At 62.4% G+C, this 23,563-nt stretch carries 19 protein-coding genes and 1 other RNA gene; 1 reads left to right on the top strand and 19 read right to left on the bottom strand.

Going from position 1 to position 23,563, the window contains the following annotated elements; genetic code table 11:
- Window positions 1-39: 39 nt before the first annotated feature.
- The 19 genes from ftsA to HPQ62_RS00375 form a co-directional block, all read right to left on the bottom strand.
- Window positions 40-1,359: a cell division protein FtsA gene (gene ftsA, locus HPQ62_RS00465; RefSeq protein ID WP_174800551.1), complete on the bottom strand. Its 1,320-nt coding sequence runs from the start codon at window positions 1,357-1,359 to the stop codon at window positions 40-42.
- The gene (locus tag HPQ62_RS00460) at window positions 1,356-2,282 is read right to left on the bottom strand and encodes a cell division protein FtsQ/DivIB (protein ID WP_174800550.1); all 927 of its coding nucleotides are present in this window, start codon (window positions 2,280-2,282) and stop codon (window positions 1,356-1,358) included. The genes ftsA and HPQ62_RS00460 overlap by 4 nt, the downstream gene beginning before the upstream one ends.
- On the bottom strand, window positions 2,270-3,193 hold the full coding sequence (locus HPQ62_RS00455; protein ID WP_174800549.1) for a D-alanine--D-alanine ligase: 924 nt from the start codon (window positions 3,191-3,193) through the stop codon (window positions 2,270-2,272). Before HPQ62_RS00455 ends, HPQ62_RS00460 begins: the two co-directional genes overlap by 13 nt.
- A gap of 451 nt (window positions 3,194-3,644) precedes the next feature.
- Window positions 3,645-5,045, bottom strand: a complete 1,401-nt coding sequence (gene murC / locus HPQ62_RS00450; protein ID WP_174800548.1) for a UDP-N-acetylmuramate--L-alanine ligase — start codon at window positions 5,043-5,045, stop codon at window positions 3,645-3,647.
- Window positions 5,045-6,157, bottom strand: a complete 1,113-nt coding sequence (gene murG, locus HPQ62_RS00445) for an undecaprenyldiphospho-muramoylpentapeptide beta-N-acetylglucosaminyltransferase (RefSeq protein WP_174800547.1) — start codon at window positions 6,155-6,157, stop codon at window positions 5,045-5,047. Before murG ends, murC begins: the two co-directional genes overlap by 1 nt.
- Window positions 6,158-6,160: 3 nt before the next feature.
- Entirely contained in the window at window positions 6,161-7,321 is a 1,161-nt protein-coding gene (locus HPQ62_RS00440; protein WP_174800546.1) for an FtsW/RodA/SpoVE family cell cycle protein, read from the bottom strand.
- Between the two features lie 3 nt (window positions 7,322-7,324).
- Window positions 7,325-8,725 carry a UDP-N-acetylmuramoyl-L-alanine--D-glutamate ligase gene (murD, locus tag HPQ62_RS00435; protein ID WP_174800545.1) on the bottom strand — a complete coding sequence of 467 codons (1,401 nt, stop codon included), beginning with the start codon at window positions 8,723-8,725 and terminating at the stop codon, window positions 7,325-7,327.
- Between the two features lie 6 nt (window positions 8,726-8,731).
- The gene (gene mraY / locus HPQ62_RS00430) at window positions 8,732-9,832 is read right to left on the bottom strand and encodes a phospho-N-acetylmuramoyl-pentapeptide-transferase (RefSeq protein ID WP_174800544.1); all 1,101 of its coding nucleotides are present in this window, start codon (window positions 9,830-9,832) and stop codon (window positions 8,732-8,734) included.
- A 128-nt stretch (window positions 9,833-9,960) separates the two neighbouring features.
- Window positions 9,961-11,382, bottom strand: a complete 1,422-nt coding sequence (locus tag HPQ62_RS00425; protein WP_174800543.1) for a UDP-N-acetylmuramoyl-tripeptide--D-alanyl-D-alanine ligase — start codon at window positions 11,380-11,382, stop codon at window positions 9,961-9,963.
- A complete protein-coding gene (locus HPQ62_RS00420; protein WP_174800542.1) occupies window positions 11,379-12,842 on the bottom strand; it encodes a UDP-N-acetylmuramoyl-L-alanyl-D-glutamate--2,6-diaminopimelate ligase in 1,464 nt (487 codons plus the stop codon). The genes HPQ62_RS00425 and HPQ62_RS00420 overlap by 4 nt, the downstream gene beginning before the upstream one ends.
- 44 nt (window positions 12,843-12,886) lie before the next feature.
- Window positions 12,887-14,632 (bottom strand): peptidoglycan D,D-transpeptidase FtsI family protein, encoded by a 1,746-nt coding sequence (locus HPQ62_RS00415; RefSeq protein ID WP_174800541.1) that lies wholly within the window; start codon window positions 14,630-14,632, stop codon window positions 12,887-12,889.
- Window positions 14,629-15,006, bottom strand: coding sequence for a cell division protein FtsL (gene ftsL / locus HPQ62_RS00410; protein WP_174800540.1), 378 nt, complete (start codon window positions 15,004-15,006; stop codon window positions 14,629-14,631). The genes HPQ62_RS00415 and ftsL overlap by 4 nt, the downstream gene beginning before the upstream one ends.
- Window positions 15,006-16,025 carry a 16S rRNA (cytosine(1402)-N(4))-methyltransferase RsmH gene (gene rsmH / locus HPQ62_RS00405; RefSeq protein ID WP_174800539.1) on the bottom strand — a complete coding sequence of 340 codons (1,020 nt, stop codon included), beginning with the start codon at window positions 16,023-16,025 and terminating at the stop codon, window positions 15,006-15,008. Before rsmH ends, ftsL begins: the two co-directional genes overlap by 1 nt.
- Before the next feature lie 17 nt (window positions 16,026-16,042).
- Complete coding sequence (gene mraZ / locus HPQ62_RS00400) at window positions 16,043-16,480, bottom strand: division/cell wall cluster transcriptional repressor MraZ (protein ID WP_174800538.1); 438 nt, start codon at window positions 16,478-16,480, stop codon at window positions 16,043-16,045.
- A 334-nt stretch (window positions 16,481-16,814) separates the two neighbouring features.
- An RNA gene (gene rnpB, locus HPQ62_RS00395) (RNase P RNA component class A) lies at window positions 16,815-17,210 on the bottom strand.
- A gap of 42 nt (window positions 17,211-17,252) precedes the next feature.
- A complete protein-coding gene (locus HPQ62_RS00390) occupies window positions 17,253-18,524 on the bottom strand; it encodes a putative bifunctional diguanylate cyclase/phosphodiesterase (protein ID WP_174800537.1) in 1,272 nt (423 codons plus the stop codon).
- Window positions 18,525-18,735: 211 nt separating this feature from the next.
- Complete coding sequence (locus tag HPQ62_RS00385) at window positions 18,736-19,929, bottom strand: NAD(P)/FAD-dependent oxidoreductase (protein WP_174800536.1); 1,194 nt, start codon at window positions 19,927-19,929, stop codon at window positions 18,736-18,738.
- 71 nt (window positions 19,930-20,000) lie between these two features.
- Window positions 20,001-20,654, bottom strand: a complete 654-nt coding sequence (locus HPQ62_RS00380; protein ID WP_174800535.1) for a DUF1176 domain-containing protein — start codon at window positions 20,652-20,654, stop codon at window positions 20,001-20,003.
- A 1-nt stretch (window position 20,655) separates the two neighbouring features.
- Window positions 20,656-21,366, bottom strand: coding sequence for a J domain-containing protein (locus HPQ62_RS00375; protein ID WP_174800534.1), 711 nt, complete (start codon window positions 21,364-21,366; stop codon window positions 20,656-20,658).
- Window positions 21,367-21,594: 228 nt separating this feature from the next.
- On the opposite strand from HPQ62_RS00375, the gene ftsH reads away from it, so the two are divergent.
- A complete protein-coding gene (gene ftsH, locus HPQ62_RS00370; RefSeq protein ID WP_174800533.1) occupies window positions 21,595-23,424 on the top strand; it encodes an ATP-dependent zinc metalloprotease FtsH in 1,830 nt (609 codons plus the stop codon).
- The last annotated feature ends 139 nt before the right edge of the window (window positions 23,425-23,563 follow it).

The raw sequence follows: 23,563 nt of genomic DNA, 5'->3' as shown, positions 1-23,563 counted from the left end.
TATGGCCGTACCGCCTAGCCGGCCAATCTCTCGTGTTCGTTAAAAACTTTCCCTGAACCACTGGCCGACGCGCGCTAGGCGTCCGCCGCCTGACGACAGAAAGCCCCGCTGCTCGCTGCCATAGGTTTCGCTCTCCGCAAGCTGCGGATAGATCAGAAGGCCTGCGGCCGTCGAAAACGACGGGCCCTTGGCCGGAAGCGGCAGACCGGAAACGCCCATCGGACGACCGATGCGGACATTCCTGCTCAAGATCCGCCGCGACAATTCGCTAAGACCGATCAGCTGGCTTGCGCCACCCGTCAGCACCACCCGCTTTCCGACCACTGCCGAAAAGCCCGAAAGCTGGATCCGGTCGCGGATCAGTTCCAGCGTTTCCTCGATCCGCGCCCTGACGATCTTGGACAGCAGCGCCTTGGAGACCTGCCGGGGCTGGTCGTGATCATCCTCGCCGATCGAGGGAACAGCGATCATCTCGCGCTCATCCGCCGTCGAGGTAATGGTCGAGCCGTGCACGCATTTCAGCCGCTCGGCATCTTCCATCCGGGTCGAAAGACCGCGGGCAAGATCGGTCGTCACGTGGTGGCCGCCGAGGCTGATCGCATCGGTGTGCACCAGCCGGCCTTCGGAGAAAACCGAGATCGTGGTCGTTCCGGCGCCCATGTCGATCGCCGCGCAGCCGAGTTCGACCTCATCGTCAACGAGTGCCGCAAGGCCGCTCGCATAAGGGGTTGCGACCATCCGCTCCACCGAAAGATGGGCGCGGTTGACGCAAAGCTCGAGATTGCGCAGCGCCAGCCGTTCGGCCGTCACCACATGCAGGTCGACGCCGAGCGTCTCGCCGTACATGCCGAGCGGATCGCGGATGCCGCGTTCGCCATCGAGCGTGAAGCCGGCGGGCAGCGAATGCAGCACCTGCCGTTCCTCGTTGATCGAACGGCGGGAGACGGCGGACAGAACGCGGCGTAGATCGGAGGAGTCCACGTCCTGCCCGCCAAGATCGATGGCCGCGGTGTAGGTATCGCTATGAAGGCGACCGGCCGAAACATTGACGATCAGGCTGTCGATGGTGATGCCGGCCATGCTTTCGGCTGCGTCCACCGCAAGCCGGATCACATGTTCGGCAGCATCGAGATTGACGATCACGCCGCTTTTGATGCCCTGCGAGCGCTGATGGCCGATGCCGATGATCTCGATATTGTGGGTGCGGCCCGGCAGGATCTGGCTTTCCTCACGCGGGGTCAGCCGCGCGATCATGCAGACCACCTTGGACGAACCGACGTCGAGCACGCTGACGATATGCGTCTTCTTGGCCGAGAGAGGCTTGGCGCGATTGAAGCCGGACGAGCGGAACAGGGTCACAGACGCCTCCCCTTGTTCTTGAATGTCTTCTTGAGCGCTTCCGTTGCCTCGGTGCGACGCTCCATGGCATCCGGCGTGAGCTGGATCGCAACCCGGTCATCGAGACGCAAATCGACGGCCGCGATTTCGCGCTCCAGGATCGACCGGTCGGTCTCAAGCGCGCGCAGGCGCAGAAGTGCCGCATCGCTGCCGTGTTCGGGCAGCTTCACGATCATGCCATTGTCGAGATAGAGGTCCCAGCGGCGCTCGTCGACGCGCTTGAAGGCGCGGACGCGCTCGGAAAGCTCCGGCCATTCCTGCATCAGTTCCTCGACATCCTTGGCGGCAACATTGCCGCCCTGGCCGAGTACCAGAGGCAGACGGCGGAATTTGGGTGCGCTCAGCGGACCGATGATATTGCCGTCGCGCTCGACCATCAGAAGACGGCCGTCCTCCTGCTGCCAGAGCGCATAGGGAACACGCTCCTTCAGCGAAATCTTGAGCGTGGACGGATAGACCTTGCGGATATCCGCATCGGCGACCCAAGGGAGATTGAGAAGCTGGCCGCGTGCCATCTGGATATCGACGCCCTGCAGCGAATAGGCGCCCTCAAGGCCGAGGCTCTGGAGAACCACGATCTCGGACGTCTCGCTGTTGCCAGAAATCTCGATATCCTCGACGGCAAAGCCGGAAAGCTGGAACGCCGCGCGGCGGACAAGCTCGCCCTTGCCGGAAACGGCAATCGCATTGGCGCCGACGAGGGCAAAGAACACCAGAGCAGCGGCGCTGCCGGTATGCTTCGGAAGCGCCGTGCGGCCGGTCAGGATGCCTGCCGTGCCACGCATCAGGCGCCTGAGGGGACGCGGCAGCACGCCCGCGCGGCTGCCTGCAGCCCCGCGGCTGGTCTCGCCGATCTCGTCCTTTCTAGCCTTCAACGCAAACACGAAGCATCCTCCACCATCCAACGGAGAAAGGCACCAAAGCCCATACCGGCTTCCGCCGCCATTTCAGGAACCAGAGAGGTGGGGGTCATGCCGGGCTGGGTGTTGATTTCCAGCCAGATCAGCCCTTCCTCGCCCCTCTCCTCATCAAACCGGAAATCCGAACGGCTGACGCCGCGGCATCCCATGATCTGATGAGCCTGAGCGGCCAATAATTGAATCTTTTGGTAAATATTCGGTTTAAGATTTGCCGGCAGGATGTGTTTTGATCCGCCTGGTTTGTATTTTGCGTCGAAATCATAGAATTTCTGGCCGACGGGCACGATTTCGGTGACGCAGAGCGGCTCGCCGCCCACCACGCCACAGGTAAATTCGCGTCCGCGCACGAAACGCTCGACCATGACGATGTCGCCGTAAGGCCAGTCGGAAGAGGTAATCGACTGCGGCGGCGACGCCTGACCTTCATCGACGATCACGACCCCGAAGGACGATCCTTCATTGACGGGCTTGACGACGTAGGGCGGTTCCATCGGATGGGCGTTGCCGATTTCCATCCGGTTCATCAGCCGGTCTTCGGCAACCGGAATTCCGCCCGCGGCTGCAACCCGCTTTGCCTGAACCTTGTTCATGGCAAGCGCCGATGCAAGAACGCCGGAATGGGTGTAGGGGATCTGGAGATATTCGAGAATGCCCTGGATCGTGCCGTCCTCGCCGAACGGACCATGGAGCGCATTGAACGCCACATCGGGCTTCAGCTCTGCAAGCACGCTTGCGACATCGCGGGCGACGTCCACGCGGGTGACACGGAAACCTTCAGCCTCCAGCGCATCGGCGCACGGGTTCCCCGAGGCAAGGCTTACCGGCCTCTCGGAAGAAAATCCGCCCATCAATACCGCTACATGCAAGGCAGCCATACCCGTCCCCATCAATTCCGGCAAAGGCCGGAAAGCACACCTGGATTGTCGCTTTTTTAAGGAAAGCGCCGTGTGTCCATTACTGAAGCAGGATGGTTAATGAAGCGTTTACTTTGGTTAACCGCAGCAAAAAAATCGATGCGGTGAAACGGGTTAAGGGCGTGATGACGGCGTGTTTCATATGACCCGGAAAGCGTGGTTTTGCCGGTTTCTCAAGGCCTTTCGTGGCCTCAATCATCACGCTGCGGCAGCGATTTGCTCCACCCTTACAACACGGGTCATGCTTGGGCTTGACCCGAGCATCCAGGCCACACGGAGAACGCCGCCTGGATCCTCGTGTCAAGCACGAGGATGACTCAGAAGATGGCGCGAGCCGAGTGCCAGAGCCATGCGGTAGAAAGCCCGTTCTCCGGGAACTCCAGCTTTCAAGGCCTTCAATACCAGCCTCGAGTCACGCCTGCGCGGCCAACTCGCCGGGCAGTTTCGCGGCCCAGTTGGTGATGCTGCCGGCGCCGAGCATGACGACGAAATCGCCCGGCCTTCCGATCTTTGCAACAGAATGGGCAAGCGTCGTCTCGTCTGCGAGGTAATGGGCATCGCGGTGACCGGCGGCCTTCATGCCAGAGACCAGGCTCTCGCCGTCATAGCCCTCGCGCGGGTCTTCGCCGGCGGCATAGACCGGAGCGATGAACACGGTGTCGGCATCGTTGAAGCAATTGGTGAAATCCTCGAACAGGCTTTCGAGACGCGAATAGCGGTGGGGCTGGTGCACGGCGATGATCCGCCCCTCGCACGCCTCCCGCGCTGCCTTCAGCACGGAGCGGATCTCGACCGGATGATGGCCGTAATCGTCGAAGACCTGCACGCCGTTCCATTCGCCCACCAGCGTGAAGCGCCGCTTGACGCCGCCAAAGGCTGCGAGGCCCTTGCGGATATCGTCCTCGGAAATATGCAGCCGGTCGGCAACGGCGATCGCCGCCGTCGCGTTCGAGACATTGTGGCGGCCCGGCATCGGCAAGGTGAGGTTTTCAAGCTTCACCGACGGACGGCGGCGGCGGCGGATATCGACGTCGAATACGGTGCGCGTGCCTTCGGTGCGCACATTGGAGAAGCGCACATCCGCCTGCCGGTTCTCGCCATAGGTGACGATCCGGCGGTCTTCAATCTGGCCGACCAGCGTCTGCACTTCCGGATGATCGAGGCACATCACGCCGCAGCCATAGAATGGCACGTTTTCGACGAACTGGCGGAAGGCGGCACGCACGCCGTCAAAGGTGCCGTAATGATCCAGATGTTCGGGATCGATATTGGTGATGACCGCAATTTCCGCCGGAAGCTTCAGGAAGGTGCCGTCGGACTCGTCGGCCTCCACCACCATCCACTCGCCCTCGCCCATGCGGGCATTGGTGCCATAGGCATTGATGATGCCGCCATTGATGACGGTCGGGTCAAGCCCGCCGGCCTCCAGGAGCGTCGCCACCATCGAGGTGGTCGTGGTCTTGCCGTGGGTGCCGCCAATGGCGATCGCATCGCGGAAGCGCATCAGTTCCGCCAGCATCTCGGCGCGCCGGACGACTGGCAGATGTTTTTCACGCGCGGCGACGAGCTCCGGATTGGCGCGCTTGATCGCGGAAGAGACCACCACGACCTCGGCATCGCCCAGATTTTCAGCCTTGTGGCCGATGAAGACGGCAATGCCCTTCTCGCGCAGCCTGAGCACATTGGCGCTGTCGGCCTGATCTGAGCCTTGCACCTTGTAACCGAGATTGTGCAGCACTTCGGCAATGCCGCTCATGCCTATACCGCCGATTCCGACAAAGTGGACGACGCCGATAGCCTGAGGCATTCTCATCAGTCAATTCCTTCAATCTTCTGTCCCGACGCCAGCGCCTCGGCCATATCGGCGAGTTTCTGCGTTGCGAAGGGCTTGCCGGCTTCACGCGCCGCCCGGGCGGCTTCTGCCAGCTTTAGGGGTTCTCGAATAGCGTTTGCAAGCGCCCGGCTGAAGCGTTCCGTGGTCAGTTCCGCCTGACGCACCACTTCAGCGCCGCCATTGGCCGAAACCAGCGCGGCATTCGCCGCCTGATCGTGGTCGAGCGCGTGGGGATAAGGCACATAGATCGCGGGTCGCCCGATTGCCGAAAGCTCGGAGACGGTGGACGCACCGGAGCGGCAGACGACGAGGTGGGCGGCGGCGATCCGCTCGGCCATGTCGCCGAAAAAGGGCGATATCTCCGCCGGAACGCCGAGATCCGCAAACCGTGCCGTAACCGCATCGACATCTTCGGGACGTGCCTGCTGGGTAACGCGGACGCAGCTGCGAAGCTCGTCCGGAAGTGCCGCCAGCGCATCCGGCACGGCGTCCGCGAAGAAATGCGCGCCCTGGCTTCCGCCGAAGACCAGCAGGTTGAAGGCCTCGCCAACCTTGCGTTGGGGATAGGCAATGCCTGCCGCCTGCAGCACGGCGGGACGCACCGGATTGCCGGTCTCGAAAATCTTGGCGCCGAGCGCTTCGCCCTCGCGGGTCAGAAACCCGCCCGCAATCGCGTTGACGCGCGGCGCGAGCATCTTGTTGGCCCGGCCCATCACCGCGTTCTGCTCGTGCAGCATGGTCGGAATACCGGCGCTGGCGGCCGCATAGAGCGGGGGCACCGTCGGATAGCCGCCAAAGCCGATGACGGCGGCGGGCCGGTGCTCGGCAAACAGCGACCGGGCAATGCGCGATCCCCTGAACAGCGTCAGACCGGCGCGGATGACGGCGATCGGGTTCTTCGACCCGATGGTTGCCGAGGGCACGACATGGATCTTCTCGGCGGGAAAGGTCCCGGCAAAACGCTCCGCACGGCTGTCGGTGACGAGATGCACCCTGTGGCCGCGGGCCGTCAGCTCATGCGCCAGAGCCTCTGCGGGAAACACGTGACCGCCGGTCCCGCCGGCAGCCAGGAAGAACAGCTTGGTTTCCATCGTCTACTCCGCCGGTACGCCGCGCGGCTTGCCCGGCCGGAAGAAATGGTCCTGACGGGCGCGCTTTTCGGGACGGTGACGGGTGAGCGCCAGGATGAAGCCCGCGCCGATGCAGGTCGCGATCATCGATGAGCCGCCGGCAGAGATCAGCGGCAGCGTCATGCCCTTGGCCGGCATCAGCTGCAGCGCCACGCCGATATTGATGATCGACTGCATGCCGAACTGCAGGACAAGGCCAGCGACCGCGAAACGGGCGAAATCATCACGCTCGCGATAGGCATGCGTCAGACCGCGCAGCACGATGAAGGCGAAAATCGCAACGATGAACATGCAGAACAGGATGCCGAACTCTTCTGCCGCGACGGAGAACACGAAGTCGGTGTGGCTGTCCGGCAGGCGCCGCTTGACGATGCCCTCGCCCGGCCCGAGCCCGAACAGGCCGCCGCTCTGGATGGCCTTCGCCGCAAGCTCCACCTGCATGTTGTCGCCCTCACCGGTCAGGAACCGGTCGATACGCGAGGTCACGTGCGGCAACCAGGTATAGGCCGCAAGAATGCCGGCAACGCCCGCGCCGCCAAGACCGACGATCCAGAGCCACGACATGCCTGCCATGAAGAAGATGCCGCCCCAGACGACACCGAGCAGCACCGTCTGCCCGAAGTCCGGCTGCGCGATCAGGAGCACGGCGGAGATGATGAACAGCATGCCGGCAAAGAGATTGCCCGGGATTTCCGGGTAGCGCTGGTGCTCGGCGAAAAGCCAGGCACAGACAACGGCAAAGGCAGGCTTCAGATATTCGGACGGCTGCACCGACTGCCCGAGGATCACGATCCAGCGGCGCGAACCATTGTTGGAAAAGCCCACGAAAAGGGCCGCGACCATCGCCAGCAGCGAGCCGATCAGAAGCAGGGTTGCGATGCGCCGGATCGTCCTTGGAGAACAGAAGGAGAGCGAGATCATCACCGTCAGCGCGAGCGGTATGAACATCGCATGGCGGCGCACGAAGAAGAAGCTGTCATAGCCGAGACGCTCCGCCACGGCGGGGGATGCCGCAAACGAAAGCATGAAGCCGACGCCCATCAGCACGATGAAGGCTGCGAGCAGCCATCGGTCGATGGTCCAGAACCAGTCTGCGATTGGGCCTCGCTGAACGCGACTGACCATGGATCAGGCCTCCCCTGCTGTGAACGGCTTCGCGCCCTCAAGCGCCATGGCCGCGCTGACGAATGCGTCGCCGCGCTTTTCGAAATTCCGGTACTGGTCGAAACTGGCGCAGGCGGGCGACAGCAGCACCACCGGCGCTGCAGCGTCGCTCTGCGCCGCATCCTCGGCTGCGCGCGCCACCGCATTTTCGAGTGTGCCGCAGATGACCGCGTCGACCGCGCCCGAAAGCGTGTCGGCAAAGGCGTCCGCCGCTTCGCCGATGAGATAGGCGCGCGTGACCTTGGGGAAATAGGGCTTCAGGGACGTGATGCCGCCTTCCTTGGCGCGCCCGCCCGCAATCCAGTAGATATCGCCGAAGCTCTTGAGCGCCGGCGCTGAAGCATCGGCATTGGTCGCCTTGCTGTCATTGACGAACACCACCTTGCCGAGCCGCACCACAGGCTGCATGCGGTGGGCAAGCCCCGGAAATGTGGCAAGCCCATCGCGAATCTCGTCATCGCTCAGGCCTGCGGCCCGGCAGGCGGCGATTGCCGCTGCGGTATTCTGGCCGTTATGGGCGCCCTTGAGCACAGGGTGGTTTGAGAGGTCCGCGACCACGCTTCCGTCATCCACCGACACGATCGCGCCGCCATCGAAGGCAAGCCCCCGGGCGATGTGGCTGCGATCATCCGATATGCGCACCAGTTCGTGGCCCGAAGCCGCGAGCCGGTCGCCGATCGCCACGCAATAGGCATCGTCCGCGCCAACGACTGCAAGCTTCGCACCTTCCACGAGGCGCTCCTTGATCGCGGCATAATGATCCATGTCGCCGTGGCGGTCGAGGTGATCCGGCGTGAGGTTCAGGAGAAGACCGATATCGGCATCGAGCGTTGGCGCGAGATCGATCTGGTAGGACGAGCACTCGACCACATAGAACCGCTCCGGTGCAAGAGGCGCAAGATCGAGCACCGCGCGGCCGATATTGCCGCCAACCTCGACATCGCGGCCTGCGGCCTTGAGAAGATGGCCGATCAGCGCCGTCGTGGTCGACTTGCCATTGGTACCGGTGATCGCGATCAGCGTTGCATCCGGGCAAACGGCCCGGCGTTCACGGGCAAGAAGCTCGACATCGCCGATGATCTCGACGCCGGCTGCCCGTGCGAGTTCGACGGTCCAGTGCGGCGCGGGATGGGTCAGCGGCACGCCCGGCGAGAGCACGAACGCGGAGAACGTGCTCCAGTCGGCCTGCCTCAGATCTGCCACCTCTATGCCGGCATCTGCAGCGCGCGCTGCGCTTTCGGCATTGTCATCGAACGCGGTAACCTCAGCGCCGCCGGCGGCAAGTGACAATGCGGTCGCCATGCCCGAGCCGCCAAGCCCGAACAGCGCGACCTTCTTGCCGGAAAATTGCGATACCGCGATCACGTCGACCTACCTGAGTTTCAGCGTTGCAAGTCCGATCAGGGCGAGGCCGAAGGAGATGATCCAGAAGCGGATCACGACCTGGCTCTCGGTCCAGCCGAGCTTTTCGAAATGGTGATGAATGGGGGCCATGAGGAACACCCGCCGCCCGGTGCGTTTGTAGACGGCGACCTGGATGATCACCGACAGCGCCTCCAGCACGAACAGGCCGCAGATGATGGCCATGACGATCTCGTGCTTGGTGGCGACCGCGACCGAGCCGATCAGCCCGCCGAGCGCCAGCGAGCCGGTATCGCCCATGAAGATTGCGGCAGGCGGGGCGTTGAACCAGAGGAAGCCCATGCAGGCGCCGATGACGGCGGAGAGCAGGACAACCAGTTCGCCCGTGCCGGGCACATAGTTGATCTGGAGATAGGAGGCGAAAACCGAGTTGCCGACCACATAGGCAATCAGCGCGAACGAACCCGAAGCGATCATCACCGGCACGGTCGCAAGACCGTCGAGACCATCCGTCAGATTGACCGAATTGCCGGCCGCGACGATGACGAAGGCGCCGAAGGGAATGAAGAACCAGCCGAGATCGATCACCACGTCCTTCAGGAAGGGAAAGGTCAGCGCCGAGGAGAGCGTCGCGCCGTCAATGCTGGCCAGATTGGCGGCATACATCATGAAGGCGACGGCGAAACCGGCAATCAGGAATTCGAAGAACAGGCGGCGGCGACCGGAAAAGCCCTTGTCGGACTGCTTGGTGACCTTCAGATAATCATCGTAAAAGCCGATCGCACCGAAACCGAGCGTCACCAGAAGCGTTGCCACGACATAGGCATTGGAAAGATCCGCCCAAAGCAGTGCTGAGCCGACAATGCCTGCAAGGATCATCAGACCGCCCATGGTGGGCGTGCCGGCCTTCTTGAAATGGGTCTGCGGACCATCGGCCCGGATCGGCTGGCCCTTGCCCTGCCTGAGCCGCAAGGCAGCGATGATGCCCGGACCAAACAGGAAGACGATCAAAGCCGAGGTGAAGACGGCTGCGCCGGAGCGAAATGTGATATATCGGAACAGATTGAAAAACTGAAACTTGTCCGACAGCTCCACAAGCCAAATCAGCATGAACGCCCCTTTCCAGAAAAGGCAAAGCGCGCTTCATCATTCCCTTTCGGGCCACAACGGGCGCGGTTATTTATTGTTGTTCGCGGCATCATGACGTCCGGTATGCCACGAAAATGTTTACGCCCGGTTTACCCTTCCGCCGGAAAGGTGTCGGTGAGCCGCGTCACAATCGCGCCGAATCCCATCCCGTTGGACGACTTTAGCATTATCGTATCGCCGGCTGCGACCGAACTGACCGTGAATTCGGCCAATTCGGCGGCATTGTCGCGATATTCCACAACAATGCTTTCCGGCAGCGCCTCGCTGAGCGCCTGCATCTCCTCGCCGGCAAGCCAGACATGGGTGACGCCGGCTGCGACCAGAGGTCCTGCCAGCGCCTCATGGGCTTCCCGCGCATAGTCGCCAAGTTCCAGCATGTCGCCGAGCACGGCGATCTTGCGGCCCTTTTCGTTGCCCGCTCCGAACAGTTCGAGCGCCGCGCGCATCGATGCGGGGTTGGCATTATAGCTTTCATCGATCAGCGTAAAGGTGCCATCCGGGGTTTTGAGACGCATGCGGCGGCCCCGGCCCTTCAACTGCTCGACGCTCTCGAAAGCGTTCATCGCGGCATCCACATCGCCGCCTGCCTCGGCAATCGCGGCAAGGGCGGCGAGAGCATTTTCGGCCATGTGCTGGCCCGGCAGGCCGAGATTGAAGGACGTCGGCTCCTCGACCCCGAGCGCCGCCACGATGTGGCCGTGCTCGCCCTGCCTGGAACTGACGGTGCGATATTCGAGAAGCCGGTAATCGGCCTTGGCGTGCTCGCCGAAGGAGACAATCTCCGCATTGTATTTGCCGGCTGTCCACGACAGCGAATCGAAGGCGTCGATATCGCGGTTGAGGATCGCCACGCCCTCGGGCTCCAGCCCCTCGAAGATCTCGGCCTTGGCGGCGATGATCTCCTTGATGCCGGAGAAATTGCCGATGTGGACCGGGGCGATGGTGGTGATCACCGCCACATGCGGCCTGACCATCTTCGTCAGCGGACGGATTTCTCCGGAATGGTTCATGCCGATCTCGAACACGCCGAATTCGGTATCGGCTGGCATGCGCGCAAGCGTCAGCGGCACGCCCCAGTGATTGTTGAACGAGGCGACGGCTGCATGGACCCTGGCCGATGCGCGCAATCCGGCGGCGAGCATTTCCTTGGTGCTGGTCTTGCCCACGGAGCCCGTGACGGCGATGATCCGGGCATCGGTTCGCCGCCTTGCCGCAATCGCCAGCCGGCACATCGCCTCCAGCACATCGTCGACCACGATCATGCCGCATGTGAGCCTTCCAAGCGCCGGGAGCTTGGCCTCGGAGACAACCAGCAGGGTGGCGCCGTTCTTGGCGGCAAGCCCTGCGAACTTGTGGCCGTCCACCCGGTCGCCGGCTATGGCGAAAAAGGCTTCACCCGGGCCGACAGTTCGGCTGTCGATCGAAATGCCCGTGACGCCTTCCGGCAGTTCGCCCACGGGCCGCCCTCCCATGGCCTCGACCATGTCGGCTGATGTCCAAAGCAAGGTCACGATGCGAGGCCCTCCAATGCCTTCTGGACTTCGGCAAGGTCGGAAAAGGGACGGGTCACGCCGCCGGCGGTCTGCCCTTCCTCGTGCCCCTTGCCAGCAACAATCAAAGTATCGCCCGTCCTCAACAGGCCGACAGCATGGCGGATTGCCTCGCTGCGGTCGCCGATCTCGGTCGCACCGGGCGCTGCCGAAAGGATTTCCGAGCGGATTTCGGCGGGCACTTCGGAACGGGGATTGTCATCCGTCACGATCACGACATCGGCGAGCCGGGTGGCGATCTCGCCCATGATCGGGCGCTTGCCCTTGTCGCGGTCGCCGCCGCAGCCGAACACGACCAGCACCCGGCCGGTGGTGAAGGGGCGAACGGCCGACAGCACCTTGTCGAGCGCATCAGGCTTGTGGGCATAGTCGATATAGGCAAGCGCGCCGTTCGCCGCCTTGCCCGCAAGCTGCAGCCGGCCCGCAGCGCCCTCGACCTTTTCGAGCGCGAGCAGTGCGGTGCGCGCATCCAATCCGGTCGCGATCGCAAGGCCTGCGGCGACGAGAGCGTTGGAAATCTGGAACTCGCCCGCAAGCGGCAGCCGGACCTCGTAGATCGTGCCGTCATGCAAGATTTCGGCGAACTGGCTGTCGCGCTTCTGCTCCGCGCGTTTCAAGGTCAGGAAATCGCCCTTGCGGCCCACGGTCAGAACACGCTGGCCGGCATTTTCAGCAGCTTCAACAGCGCGCCCGGACCATTCGTCATCGGCGTTGATCACCGCTGGCGATCCCTTCGGCAGCACCCGTTCGAACAACTGCATCTTGGCTGCGAAATAATGATCGACCGTCGGATGGTAATCCATATGGTCGCGCCCGAGATTGGTGAAGGCGCCGGCAGAAAGGCGCACGCCGTCGAGACGGTACTGGTCGAGGCCGTGGCTGGAGGCCTCCATCGCACCGTGGGTCACGCCTTCGGAGGCAAGCTCGGCCAGCAGCGCATGGAGCGCCACCGGATCGGGCGTGGTCAGCGCGCCATATTCATTGCGGCCCGGCGCAATCACGCCGGTCGTGCCGATCATCGCCGCCGGAATGCCGGCATGGGCCCAGATCTGGCGCGTGAAGGAAGCGACCGACGTCTTGCCAGCCGTGCCGGTCACCGCCACCATGGTTTCAGGCTGGGCGCCATAAAGCCGGGCGGCTGCAAGCGCCAGAAAGGCCCGCGGATTGCCGACAGTGAGGACGGGGATCGAAGCGGCGTCGTGGGCGGATGCGCTCACGGCGGCAACCGCGCCGCGCGCCGCTGCATCATCGATGAAGCTTGCCCCATCAGCCTTGTTGCCGGAGATCGCCACGAACAGCGAACCCGGCGTCGCCTTGCGGCTGTCAGCGGTAATGGCAGCGATGTCGAGCGCACCCGCGCGCCCGGCAAGCGCCGCGTTGAGTTCTGGAAACCGTGTTCCGGCGAGAGCGCTCAGCTTCATCGTGTCAGTCTCTCTTCTGCACCCGGCCGCGCCGGGTGGCATCATCAGTATGAGGCGAGGAGGGCTGCACCTTCCGCGCCGAAATCGGGATCAACGCCAAGGATCGGCGCGACGCGACGAATGATCTCACCATTCATCGGACCGGCGTTCCAGGCTGCCGTACGACCGGGGACCCCCTCGACCTTCTTGGCATCGTCAATCGTCACCAGGACGACATATTGCGGGTTGTCCATGGGAAATGCGGCAAGAAAAGCGTTGAAATTGCGATCCTTCGAATATTTCCCGTCAATAATCTTCTCGGAGGTGCCGGTCTTGCCGCCGACCCGGTACCCCGGCACCTGGCCGTTGCGTCCCGAGCCATCCGTCCCGTTCAGCCGCAGGAGATAGCGCATCTTGTCACTGGTATCCTGCGAGATGACGTGCTTGGCGATCCGATCGGCCTCCTCTACGCTGCGGGGCAGGAAGGTCGGCGGCAGGAGCTTTCCGCCATTGACGAGCGCGGCTGCAGCCGCTGCAGTCTGCAGCGATGTGGTGGTCACGCCCTGACCGAAGGAAACGGTGGCGGAAAACACGCCGCCCCATTTCTGCGGGCGCTGCGGCGTGCCGGCGCCACCGATCTCGGTGTCCACCTTGTCCAGAAGACCAAAGCTTTCCAGGAAATTCCGCTGATAGTCGGGACCAACGGCCGCAGCAATGCGCGATGCGCCGATATTGGAGGAGAAGGTGAAGACCTCGGGATAGGACAGAATCCGGTTCTGGGCGTGGTCGTCCCTGATGCGGGATCGGCCGAAGATCAGCGGCGTCTTGGCATCGACCAGGCTGTTCATGTTGAACTTGCCGGATTCGAGGCCCATCGCCAGCGTGAACGCCTTGAAGGTCGAGCCCATCTCGTAGACGCCGGTGATGGCATCATTGAGCATGCGCGGATCATTGGCGGGCGGCGGGTTGTTCGGATCGAAATCCGGGACCGAGGCCAGCGCGACGATCTCGCCGGTGTTGACGTTGATCACCGTTCCGGTGGCGCCAATGGCATGGAACTTGTGGACGCCCTCGATCAGCACATCCCTGAGGATGCTCTGGACGCGCAGGTCGATCGAGGTTGCGAACGGCTTCATGTCTATGGCGCTGGTCAGGCCAAGCCCCATCAGGCCGGAAATGCCATCGGTCTTGTCCATGTAGCGTTCGATGCCGGAAAGGCCGCGATTGTCGATATCGACCAGACCCAGGATATGGGCCGCCTGCGGGCCACCGGGATAGAAGCGGTGCACTTCGGGCCGGAAGCCGACGCCGGGCACGCCGGCTGCCAGGACCTGGCTCTGCTGCTTCGGCGTGATCTGCCGCTTCAGCCACACGAACTCGCCCTTGGATTTCAGCAGGCGATAGGCGCGCTTGGCATCGAGATCGGGAAAGATCGGCAAGAGCGCGTCGAGAACATCGTCTGCGCTCGTGATCATCGACGGGTCTGCATAAAGCGACATCATCCGCACGTCGGTCGCAAGGATTGCGCCGTTACGGTCGACGATATCGGGGCGGCGGGCAAGCGTCAGCGGCATGGCGGCGCGGGCAACGGTGCCATCCTCCTTCGCCAGCGAATAATGCACCAGCCGTCCGCCGATGATCGCATAGACCGCAACGAAGGCGCAGGTGACAAAGCCGACGCGGCTTCTGGCAAGGTTGACGCGCTTCTTCGCCGTGCCCTGGAAAACGTCCTGATGGGCCGCGTCCGACTTTGCCTCGGCGTCGATTTTTGCCCTGGACTTGCGTTTCAAGATGCCGGGAAGCTTGATCATGGGGTCACCGATCCGGTTATGACAATATCCGTGCCGTCAGGAGCGTTGCCTTCGACCAGCGGCGGCAACTCTTCCTGGACGGGTTCGGGAGCAATGGGGGGAAGCTGGTCGAGCGTTGCGATCTGCTCGGGCTCGGCCGGATGCAGATCGAGTTCGGCAGCGAAGAATTCGGCAAGACGCGCCATGCGGGACGGCTGCGCCAACAGTGCCTCATCGGCCTTCAGCAGGTCGATATTGTTCTGCTCGAGCGCGATCTGGTCCTCAAGCGCGCGAACCTCGTCCAGCGTCGCCTCGACGGAATACTTGATCGTGTAGGTCACGGTGGCGGTCGCCACCATGACCAGAATGAGGATGATATCAAGCGGGCGAAGCATCAGACGCCTCCAAGGCGGGAAATATCGGCAAGGGATGGAAGGCCGAAAGCATCGAGCCCGGTTGCGGGAGCAGGCGCAGATGTGCGGATTGCGGCCCTCAGCTTGGCGGAACGTGCCCGCGGATTGAGATCGGCTTCCGCCTCGCTTGCGGCGATCATCGCCTTGCCCGGCTGCTCGAACAGCGCCGGCTCCGGGGAGACTTCCGGCAGGTGACGCGAACCGACGGCCTTGCCGAGGCGGGCGGAAATGAACTGCTTTACGATCCGGTCTTCCAGCGAATGGAAGGTGACGACAGCGAGTACGCCACCAGCCTTCAACGCCCGTTCGGCGGCAAGCAGCGCGCCTGCGAGCTCGCCCAGTTCGTCATTGACGTAGACGCGCAACGCCTGAAACACGCGGGTTGCCGGATGGATCTTGTCCTTTGCGCGGCGTGGCGTGACGATCTCGATCAGACCAGCGAGATCGCGGGTGGTCACGAACGCCTCTTCGGCGCGCTTCTTCTCGATGGCGCGTGCAATGCGACCGGCATTCTTTTCCTCGCCGAGGATCCCGAAGATCCGCGTCAGATCGCCCACCTTGGCGCGGTTGACGACATCGGCGGCACTGACCCCCTCACCCGACATGCGCATGTCGAGCGGACCGTTCTTCTGAAACGAAAAGCCGCGATCGGCCTCATCGATCTGCATCGAGGAGACGCCGATATCGAGCACAACACCATCAAGGCCGCCTTCAGGGGCATAGTCATCCAGCGTGGAGAAACGCGCCTGATGCAGGGAGAGCTCGGGATAGCGCGACAGAAGCGGCACGGCTGCGGCAATGGCGGTCGGATCGCGGTCGAGCCCGATCACGCGCGCACCCTCGTCGAGCAATGCACTCGAATAGCCGCCGGCGCCGAAAGTGCCATCGAGGATGACCTTGCCGGGGGCCGGCTGCAACTGAGCCAGGACCTCGGCAAGCATCACCGGAATGTGACGAACCGGTCCGCCATTGGCATCCGATGTGCCAGTGTTCCCCGTCATTCCGTTTCCCCGTTCCATCAGGCCCCTGCCCGCCCGCCGAGACGGGCCTTGCGCGCTTGCGCCTGCGCTTCCTGAAAGGCCCGCGGCTCCCAGAGCTGGAAGTGGTCCGCACGACCTACAAATGTGACCTCCGTCTCGATCCCGGTAAAGTCGCGGATAAAGTCCGTGACCATCAACCGCCCTTCCGCGTCGAGCTTCGTAAATACGCCGCCGCCGTGGATCAGCAGCGACATGCTGTTCGCATCTGCCGAGAACGGGTCTTCCTGATCGATCTGCCGCTCGAAACGGTCGAGAAGATCGGGACCGCCGATGCTGATCGCGGGAAAGACGAAATCCTGGAAGCAGTAGAGCTCCGCAATATTCCGCTCCGCCAGCACCGTGCGAAAGATCGCCGGCACAGACACCCTCCCCTTGGCGTCGACCTTCTTGGTCGCGTTGGACAGAAACCGGTTCATTACGCGCTACTACCGATGTCTTCGGCGATGACTGGAGCACCGCACACCCAAAAGAAGACCCTGAAAACCCTACTCGAAAAAAGGGCGAACTCAGCATGAAATTCAAAGACTTAAAGCTATCGAGACTCCCGCGAGCCGCATCTGCTGCGGGGGTCGAACTCATGGTTAATGGGATAACATGGGCAGAATTGGGCGTCAATGGGATAACCCGTCTTAAACCGATGCAAAGCGCGTTCCGGAAGGGCTGATTCTATCAGCCGCCCCTTAACGAAAGCTTTCCCGCAGACGCGTCCCGGCGCGTGCCCGGCAGCGTTCTTCGATGACTGAAAAGGAAGTAACCAGTTGGCCTGTAAGCCGGGTTCTGTATGGCTTTGCGGTTGCCCGCAAAACGTGGCGGCCATTCATCTGGGACAGCACTTGCGCACTGCCTCTCGCAACCCACCCGGATGACCGGCCTGGAAACAGGCTGGCGACAAGCGCCGCGTCATCCCTATTCGGTTTTGCTCCCGGTGAGGTTTACCGTGCCGCCGAACGTTTCCGCCGGCGCGGTGGGCTCTTACCCCACCCTTTCACCCTTACCCGGCATCAGCCGGGCGGTTTGCTTTCTGTGGCACTGTCTCTGGGGTCGCCCCCGCCGGACTTTCTCCGGCACCGTGTTTCCGTGGAGCCCGGACTTTCCTCACCCTGCCGCCTTTCGGCATTGGCAAAGCGCGGCCGCCCGGCCAACTGGTCGGGCCTTCCTATCCGAGAGTGCCGGCCAATGCCAGTGCTTTCACGAATTGGCCCCACGGATATACAAGGCCTCGAACTCCTCGATGCGCACAGGAAGGCCGAAAAAATAGCCCTGGAAGGCATTACAGCCGGCCTGCCTCAGGATCTTGAACTGCTCTTCTTCTGAAATGCCTTCGGCGATGAGGAACAGGTTGAGCGAACGGCCGAGCGATACCAGTGTCTGGACAATCGCCTTGTCGCTCGCATTCTCGGCGACTTCGCGCACGAAGGACTGGTCGATCTTGAGCTCATCGAGCGGCAGCTTGCGCACCACGCTCAGCGAGGAATAGCCTGTCCCGAAATCATCCAGCGAAAGCCTTATGCCCAGGTCCCTCAATTCTTCCATCTTGCGCACGGTGCCATCGAGATCAACGTTGAACACGCTTTCCGTCAGCTCAAGCTTCAACCGCGACGCCGGCGCATTGCTGCGCTTCAATATCTCGATGACGTCCGTGACAAAGCTTGGCTGATGAAATTGCGATGTACTGACATTCACGGAAAGCGTCAGCCGCTCCGTCGCCGGATTCTCTGCCCAACGCGCGATTTGGCCGGTTGCCTCTCGCAACACCCACTCGCCGATTGGCCCGATCAATCCCGTCTCTTCGGCAAACGGTATGAACTCCCCCGGCGGCACCTGGCCTCGCCGGGGATCACGCCACCGCAACAGCGCCTCCGCGCCATAAACCTTGCCATCGCGGCCGACCTGCGGCTGATAAGCAAGATAGAAGCGCCCCTTGGCAAGCGCCGCCCTGAGATCCGTCTCCCATGCCCTGCGTTCCGACAGGTCCAACTGCATCAGGAAAAGCACAACGGCAAGGGCGCCAAGAGCCGTGAATGCGTTGACCCACACAGCCGCCGACCGGATTTCCGCCGGCGACGCGGCGTCGCCCATCGGGAAGCTGAATGTGCCTGCGGCAAAAAACGCGCAGGCGATCAAAGCGATGCCGGGAAGAAAGAAGCGCAGGTAGCAGCCTGACTTTCTGAATACCAGGATGGCCCCGGCAGCGACGGGTATGAAATACATATGCCATGAACGCGCGACGCCAAGGCCCGGACTATCGAACAGGCACATCAGGATTATCAGCGGGATCAGCGTATGAACGCCGACGATCGCGGCCAAATAGGAAAGCCCGCGGCGGGTGAGTACCAGCAGGCAGACCCCGAGCACGATGGCCAGCGCCATCAGGTCGACCATGAGCCACTTGCCGTAAAACACGTAGATCGCGCCCCAGGCAAGCCCGATCACGCAGAGAATTCCGCCTGCAAACAGCATCAGCTTCCGCGTTCGCGGCTTATCGCTAGAATGCAGCGCTCGCCCTTCTATCGAAAGCAAGACTGATGGCGGCATCTCCACCCCTTTTGGTTATCATCATGGCACCATGCGTTTCTAAACGCAATTCCAAGGACTTTGGGCAAATAAGCTGGAATTCTTGCCATCGTGCTTAACGGCGGAGTTGAGAATGCTACCCGTCAAGGCAACCGCTTCAGGCCCGCTGAAAGCTTGGAGCAAAGTCGCTCTGATAGCCCTCGCTCTCGATACTGCCGTGGTGCATCAGCAGCGCGCCCAGACGTCCGATCTCGTCGGAACTCTTCGCCGCAGCCCCGCAGCCAGCCGTCAGGACCGCGATCCGGGGCGATGGCGAGAAACCGATCATCGGATAGCCGGATGGCGAATAGCTGGTCACGCAGGTCCCGGTCTCGGATTGAAGCACCCTCAGCCGCGGCATCAGTTCGCAGATGATCCGGGTCAGATGCTCGCGGGCCGCGCCGCGTCCCCTGGCGCGGAACCAGGCACGGACTTCGGCCTCGCTGCCGAGCGGAACATCATCCGGATCGCCACCGATCTTCAGATACCAGCGGCCGTCCGGGTAGCGGATCGGCGGCAGAAGATAGATGCCATCCTCATCGAAGGAGGCCTTGTAGATCAGGCTCGGCATCGCTGAAAGCGCGGCGGCCTCGTCCTCGTCCACCTCGAAATAGGCAACGGTGCGGGCAAAGACCTTGAGATCGATCCTTGCCGGCAGAAGCCGTTCATCGATCGTGAAGCCGCCCGTGGCCACCAGAACGCGATCGGTCGTCAGCGTCTCGCCGATGTCGGTGGTGACGCTGACGCGGCCGCCATCATCGGTGACGCCCGTGACCGTCGCTGCAATGACGGTGGCGCCATTCTTTGCTGCAAGCGCAGACTGCGCCGCCACCAGCCTTCGCGGCGAGATATGGCCGGCATGTTTCGGCTCGTAGACGCCCTCGGTCTCCGGGGCGAACGAAAAATATGGAAACGACCGCGCAAGCCGGGCCTGGTTTACGATTTCGGCAGCGGCGCCGCACGCGTCAGCCGCTTCCATGATGGTCTCGACATAGCGGCCCTGCGCACGCCCGGGCCCGACGATCAGCGCACCCACCTCGCCAAAAAAGTCGATCCCGCTCTCGCGCTCGATATCGCGGTATCGCGCGATCGACCGGCTGGCGAGCCGCGCCCACACCGGATCGCGGTCGATGGTGCGGGTGATGCGGCCTTCATCGTAATGGCTTCCGAAAACGCCGGTATGGGCAGCCTTGTCGGCGGGCTCATCAGGGCCGACAACCGCAACACCGTCTTCCATGCCTGAAAGATGACGCGCTGCCGCCGAACCCATCAAGCCGCGCCCGATGATGATTGTCCTGAAATGTCGTGCCATGACCCGCTCTCGATACGTTTGGCGAACCTTGTTCGAGCCGGGCAATCATTGCAAGCAAAAGATCGCAGGCGCTAATTCGCGCTTGCGTCGTAGAGCACGAAATTCACGTCGGCGAGCGCTTCCGGAGGGTTTTCCAGATTGTACTCATAGATCGGATCGACAGCATAATGGGTCAGGATGAAGGCGCCATCCACCAGCTTCCAGTCGCCCTGCGACCAGGCATCGCCGAGCCCGCGCCACTTGGCGAAGGAAGAGATGGTGTTGGTTTCGGGATCAAATTCACCGTTGGTCAGCTGGTTTGCCGTGCCAAAGCCCTTCACCAAAGGATCATGCGCAAGCTTGGTATCGCTGTCGTCGCCCGGTTCATATTCGACATCATAGCTCGGCTCGGCAAAATAGAGGATCTGCGGCGAGGTTCCACCATCGGGCGCAAAAACGAAAGCGTTGCTCGTGTTGTAAGCGCCGATAACACAAACGATGTTGTAGAGCTTGCCGGTCTTCGTCTCCGTGCCACCCTGGTAGTCGCTCTCCTGCCAGGCGACGTCATAGGCCGTACCTTCGGAGCCCGGGAAACGATCTGCCATATCCGCATCGCAGTCATCGGGCATGGCGGCAATCACCATTGCGCGGGCGTTCTCCAAGCCGTCGTCATCGGCGAGCGCAGGCAACGAAAACGACGTCGCCAGCAAAACCAGCGACGGTATCGCAAACTTCGGATGCATCATGTCAGGCTGCCTTCAATTCTCTTTCGATCGCCTCATAGGCGGCATTGATCCGCGCCATCCGGTCATTGGCAGCGGCGTGGAATTCCTTCGGCACGCCGCGCGCGATCAAACGGTCGGGATGATTTTCGGCGACGAGCGCACGATAACGGCTGCGAATGGTCTTGAAGTCGTCGCTGCGCGAAACGCCGAGAACGCCATAAGGGTCACGGTCGCCCATGTCCATGTGCCGCGCGCAGATCGCGGTGAACCGGGCTTCGCTGATGCCGAAGATGTCCGCAACATGGGCCAGGAAATCGAGCTCCTTCTCGTGGATGCTGCCATCCGCCTTGGCGATGTGGAACAGGCCGTCCACCACCTCTTCCAGCAGCGGGCAACCCTCCTCGCCCTCCGAGCAGAGCCCTTTCAGCTTGCGCGCATAAGCATCATAGCCGGCGACATCCTGCCGGGCGAGATTATAGAGCCGGGCAACGTTTTCGCGTTCCCGCTCCGGGATCTCGAAAATCTCGTGGAAGGCTGCCACTTCTTCGATGGTGACGAACCCGTCCGCCTTTGCCATCTTTGCGGAAAGCGCAATCAGTGACACCGAAAACGCCACCTGACGGCGGGTTTCCGGATCGCCCTCAAACAGCGTGCGCACCGCCTCGACAACGCCTGTGAGGACGCTGCCAGCGGACTGGCTGACGAAATGGACCAGCTTTTCCCAGAATGACATCGAGTAGACTCCCGGCGGAATGAACCGCCCTTTCAAGAATCGTCAGATTGAACAAAAACGGCTCTTCATGCAAGTCGAACCGATCGGTTCAATCTCACTTTTATGCGATTTGGCTGCGGCATTTCCACGCGACCTGAAGTTTCTGGCACCAGCCACGGTTTTGCGTTGCGCGCGCCGCACGGCGCTGACTATAGACATTAGAGGACGCCAAACCGGAGAGCACGTGCCATGGAACGCAAGAATACATTCAACCTTGGCTATTTTCTGGTGGCCTTCCTCATCATCATCGGCTTTCAAATGTGGTTTACGTCCAGGGACGTCGCCCGGATCAGCTATTCCGACATGATCAATTATGTCGAGAAGGGTCAGGTCCAGTCGGTCGCGATTGCCGACAATACCATCCAGGGCGCATTCAAGGATGAGGTCGACGGCAAGAAATACTTCGTCACCTACCGCGTGCCCCAGGAACTGGCCGTCGATTTTGACAAGTACAAGGTCGACGTCACCGGCGTGCCGGATCACTCCCTGTTCACCAAGATCCTGTCCTGGGTCCTGCCGATCGTGATCTTCTTCGCGATCTGGGCCTGGTTCTTCCGCAAATTCGCCGAAAAGCAGGGCATGGGCCTTGGCGGCATGATGAATGTCGGCAAGTCGAAGGCGAAGATCTATGTGGAGCGCCGCACCGGGGTAACGTTCGAGGATGTCGCCGGCGCCGACGAAGCCAAGGCCGAACTCAAGGAAGTCGTGTCCTTCCTGACGGAGCGGGAGAAATTCGGCCGGCTTGGCGCGCGCATCCCCAAGGGCCTTCTGCTGGTCGGCCCGCCCGGCACCGGCAAGACGCTGATTGCCAAGGCCGTGGCAGGTGAAGCGGGCGTGACATTCTTTTCGATCTCGGGTTCCGAATTCGTGGAAATGTTCGTGGGCGTTGGCGCCGCACGGGTTCGCGATCTCTTCAAGCAGGCCCGCGAAATGGCGCCCTGCATCATCTTCATCGACGAACTCGATGCGCTCGGCCGCGCCCGCAATTCCTTCGGCATGGGCGGAAACGACGAGAAGGAGCAGACGCTGAACCAGCTTCTGGTCGAACTCGACGGCTTCGATCCGTCTGCCGGCATCGTCATCCTCGCCGCCACCAACCGGCCGGAAGTGCTGGACCAGGCGCTCACCCGCGCCGGCCGCTTCGACCGTCAGGTGGTGATGGACCGTCCCGACCGGGCAGGCCGCGCCGCCATTCTTGCCGTGCACATGAAAAAGGTGAAACTTTCGGACGACGTCGACGCCGCGCAGGTCGCCGCCCTCACCCCGGGCTTTGCCGGCGCCGACCTCGCCAATCTCGTCAACGAGGCGGCGATCTTTGCCACGCGCCGCGACGGCGACAAGGTGACGATGGAAGACTTCACCCAGGCCGTCGAGCGCACGGTTGCAGGCTCGGAACGCCGCGGCCGCCTGCTGAATGCCGATGAACGCGAACGCGTCGCCTTCCACGAAATGGGCCACGCGCTGGCGGCAGCCGCGCTGCCGAAAACCGATCCGGTCCACAAGATCTCGATCATCCCGCGCTCGATCGGCGCGCTTGGCTACACCATGCAGCGCCCGACCGAGGACCGGTTCCTGATCACCGCCGGCGAGTTGCGCGACCGGATGGTGGTGCTTCTGGCAGGCCGGGCAGCGGAGGACCTCGTCTACGGCGAGATTTCCACCGGCGCCTCCGACGACCTCGCCCGCGTCACCGATATCGCCCGGCAATACGTCATGAGCTTCGGCATGGACCCCGATATCGGCCAGGCAGCGCTCGAACAGAAACGCGCGCACTATCTGAACGAAGCACCCGGCATGGGCAGCGCGAGGAATTATTCCGATGTGACCGCCCGCGAGATCGACATGGCCATCCGCAAGTTGATCGACGCGGCCTATGAGCGCGCAAAGGCGGTGCTGAGCGAACGCCGCCAGGATCTCGATGACGGCGCACGCATGCTGCTCGAAAAGGAAACCATCACGCCGGAAGATTTCCCGCCTCTGGTGCAGCAGCCGATGGCCCATGCACGCGTGCTGGCGTGATCGTCCGGTATTTCGTTCACGCTGTAGCCTGATGCCCCACGGACGATCATAAGCTTCCGACTGTTTCGCCAGCCGGGCGGAACCGATGCCGATCCGCAACACAACCTATGGATTTAACCATGAATAAAACCATGTAAGA

The sequence above is a fragment of the Martelella limonii genome, from assembly GCF_013344475.1.
GTDB lineage: Bacteria > Pseudomonadota > Alphaproteobacteria > Rhizobiales > Rhizobiaceae > Martelella > Martelella limonii.
Note: the sequence above shows the minus strand (reverse complement) of the source record. Positions and strands in the feature narration are given on the sequence as shown.

Excerpts from the sequence above, each read along its gene's own strand:
- HPQ62_RS00380 (WP_174800535.1), bottom strand. The coding sequence starts at position 20,654 with ATGATGCATCCGAAGTTTGCGATACCGTCGCTGGTTTTGCTGGCGACG.
- murC (WP_174800548.1), bottom strand. The coding sequence starts at position 5,045 with ATGAGAATGCCTCAGGCTATCGGCGTCGTCCACTTTGTCGGAATCGGC.
- HPQ62_RS00420 (WP_174800542.1), bottom strand. The coding sequence starts at position 12,842 with ATGAAGCTGAGCGCTCTCGCCGGAACACGGTTTCCAGAACTCAACGCG.
- HPQ62_RS00415 (WP_174800541.1), bottom strand. The coding sequence starts at position 14,632 with ATGATCAAGCTTCCCGGCATCTTGAAACGCAAGTCCAGGGCAAAAATC.
- rsmH (WP_174800539.1), bottom strand. The coding sequence starts at position 16,025 with ATGACGGGGAACACTGGCACATCGGATGCCAATGGCGGACCGGTTCGT.
- mraY (WP_174800544.1), bottom strand. The coding sequence starts at position 9,832 with ATGCTGATTTGGCTTGTGGAGCTGTCGGACAAGTTTCAGTTTTTCAAT.
- HPQ62_RS00455 (WP_174800549.1), bottom strand. The coding sequence starts at position 3,193 with ATGGCTGCCTTGCATGTAGCGGTATTGATGGGCGGATTTTCTTCCGAG.
- HPQ62_RS00390 (WP_174800537.1), bottom strand. The coding sequence starts at position 18,524 with ATGCTGTTTGCAGGCGGAATTCTCTGCGTGATCGGGCTTGCCTGGGGC.
- ftsL (WP_174800540.1), bottom strand. The coding sequence starts at position 15,006 with ATGCTTCGCCCGCTTGATATCATCCTCATTCTGGTCATGGTGGCGACC.
- HPQ62_RS00375 (WP_174800534.1), bottom strand. The coding sequence starts at position 21,366 with ATGTCATTCTGGGAAAAGCTGGTCCATTTCGTCAGCCAGTCCGCTGGC.
- HPQ62_RS00385 (WP_174800536.1), bottom strand. The coding sequence starts at position 19,929 with ATGGCACGACATTTCAGGACAATCATCATCGGGCGCGGCTTGATGGGT.
- ftsH (WP_174800533.1), top strand. The coding sequence starts at position 21,595 with ATGGAACGCAAGAATACATTCAACCTTGGCTATTTTCTGGTGGCCTTC.
- mraZ (WP_174800538.1), bottom strand. The coding sequence starts at position 16,480 with ATGAACCGGTTTCTGTCCAACGCGACCAAGAAGGTCGACGCCAAGGGG.
- murG (WP_174800547.1), bottom strand. The coding sequence starts at position 6,157 with ATGGAAACCAAGCTGTTCTTCCTGGCTGCCGGCGGGACCGGCGGTCAC.
- HPQ62_RS00440 (WP_174800546.1), bottom strand. The coding sequence starts at position 7,321 with ATGGTCAGTCGCGTTCAGCGAGGCCCAATCGCAGACTGGTTCTGGACC.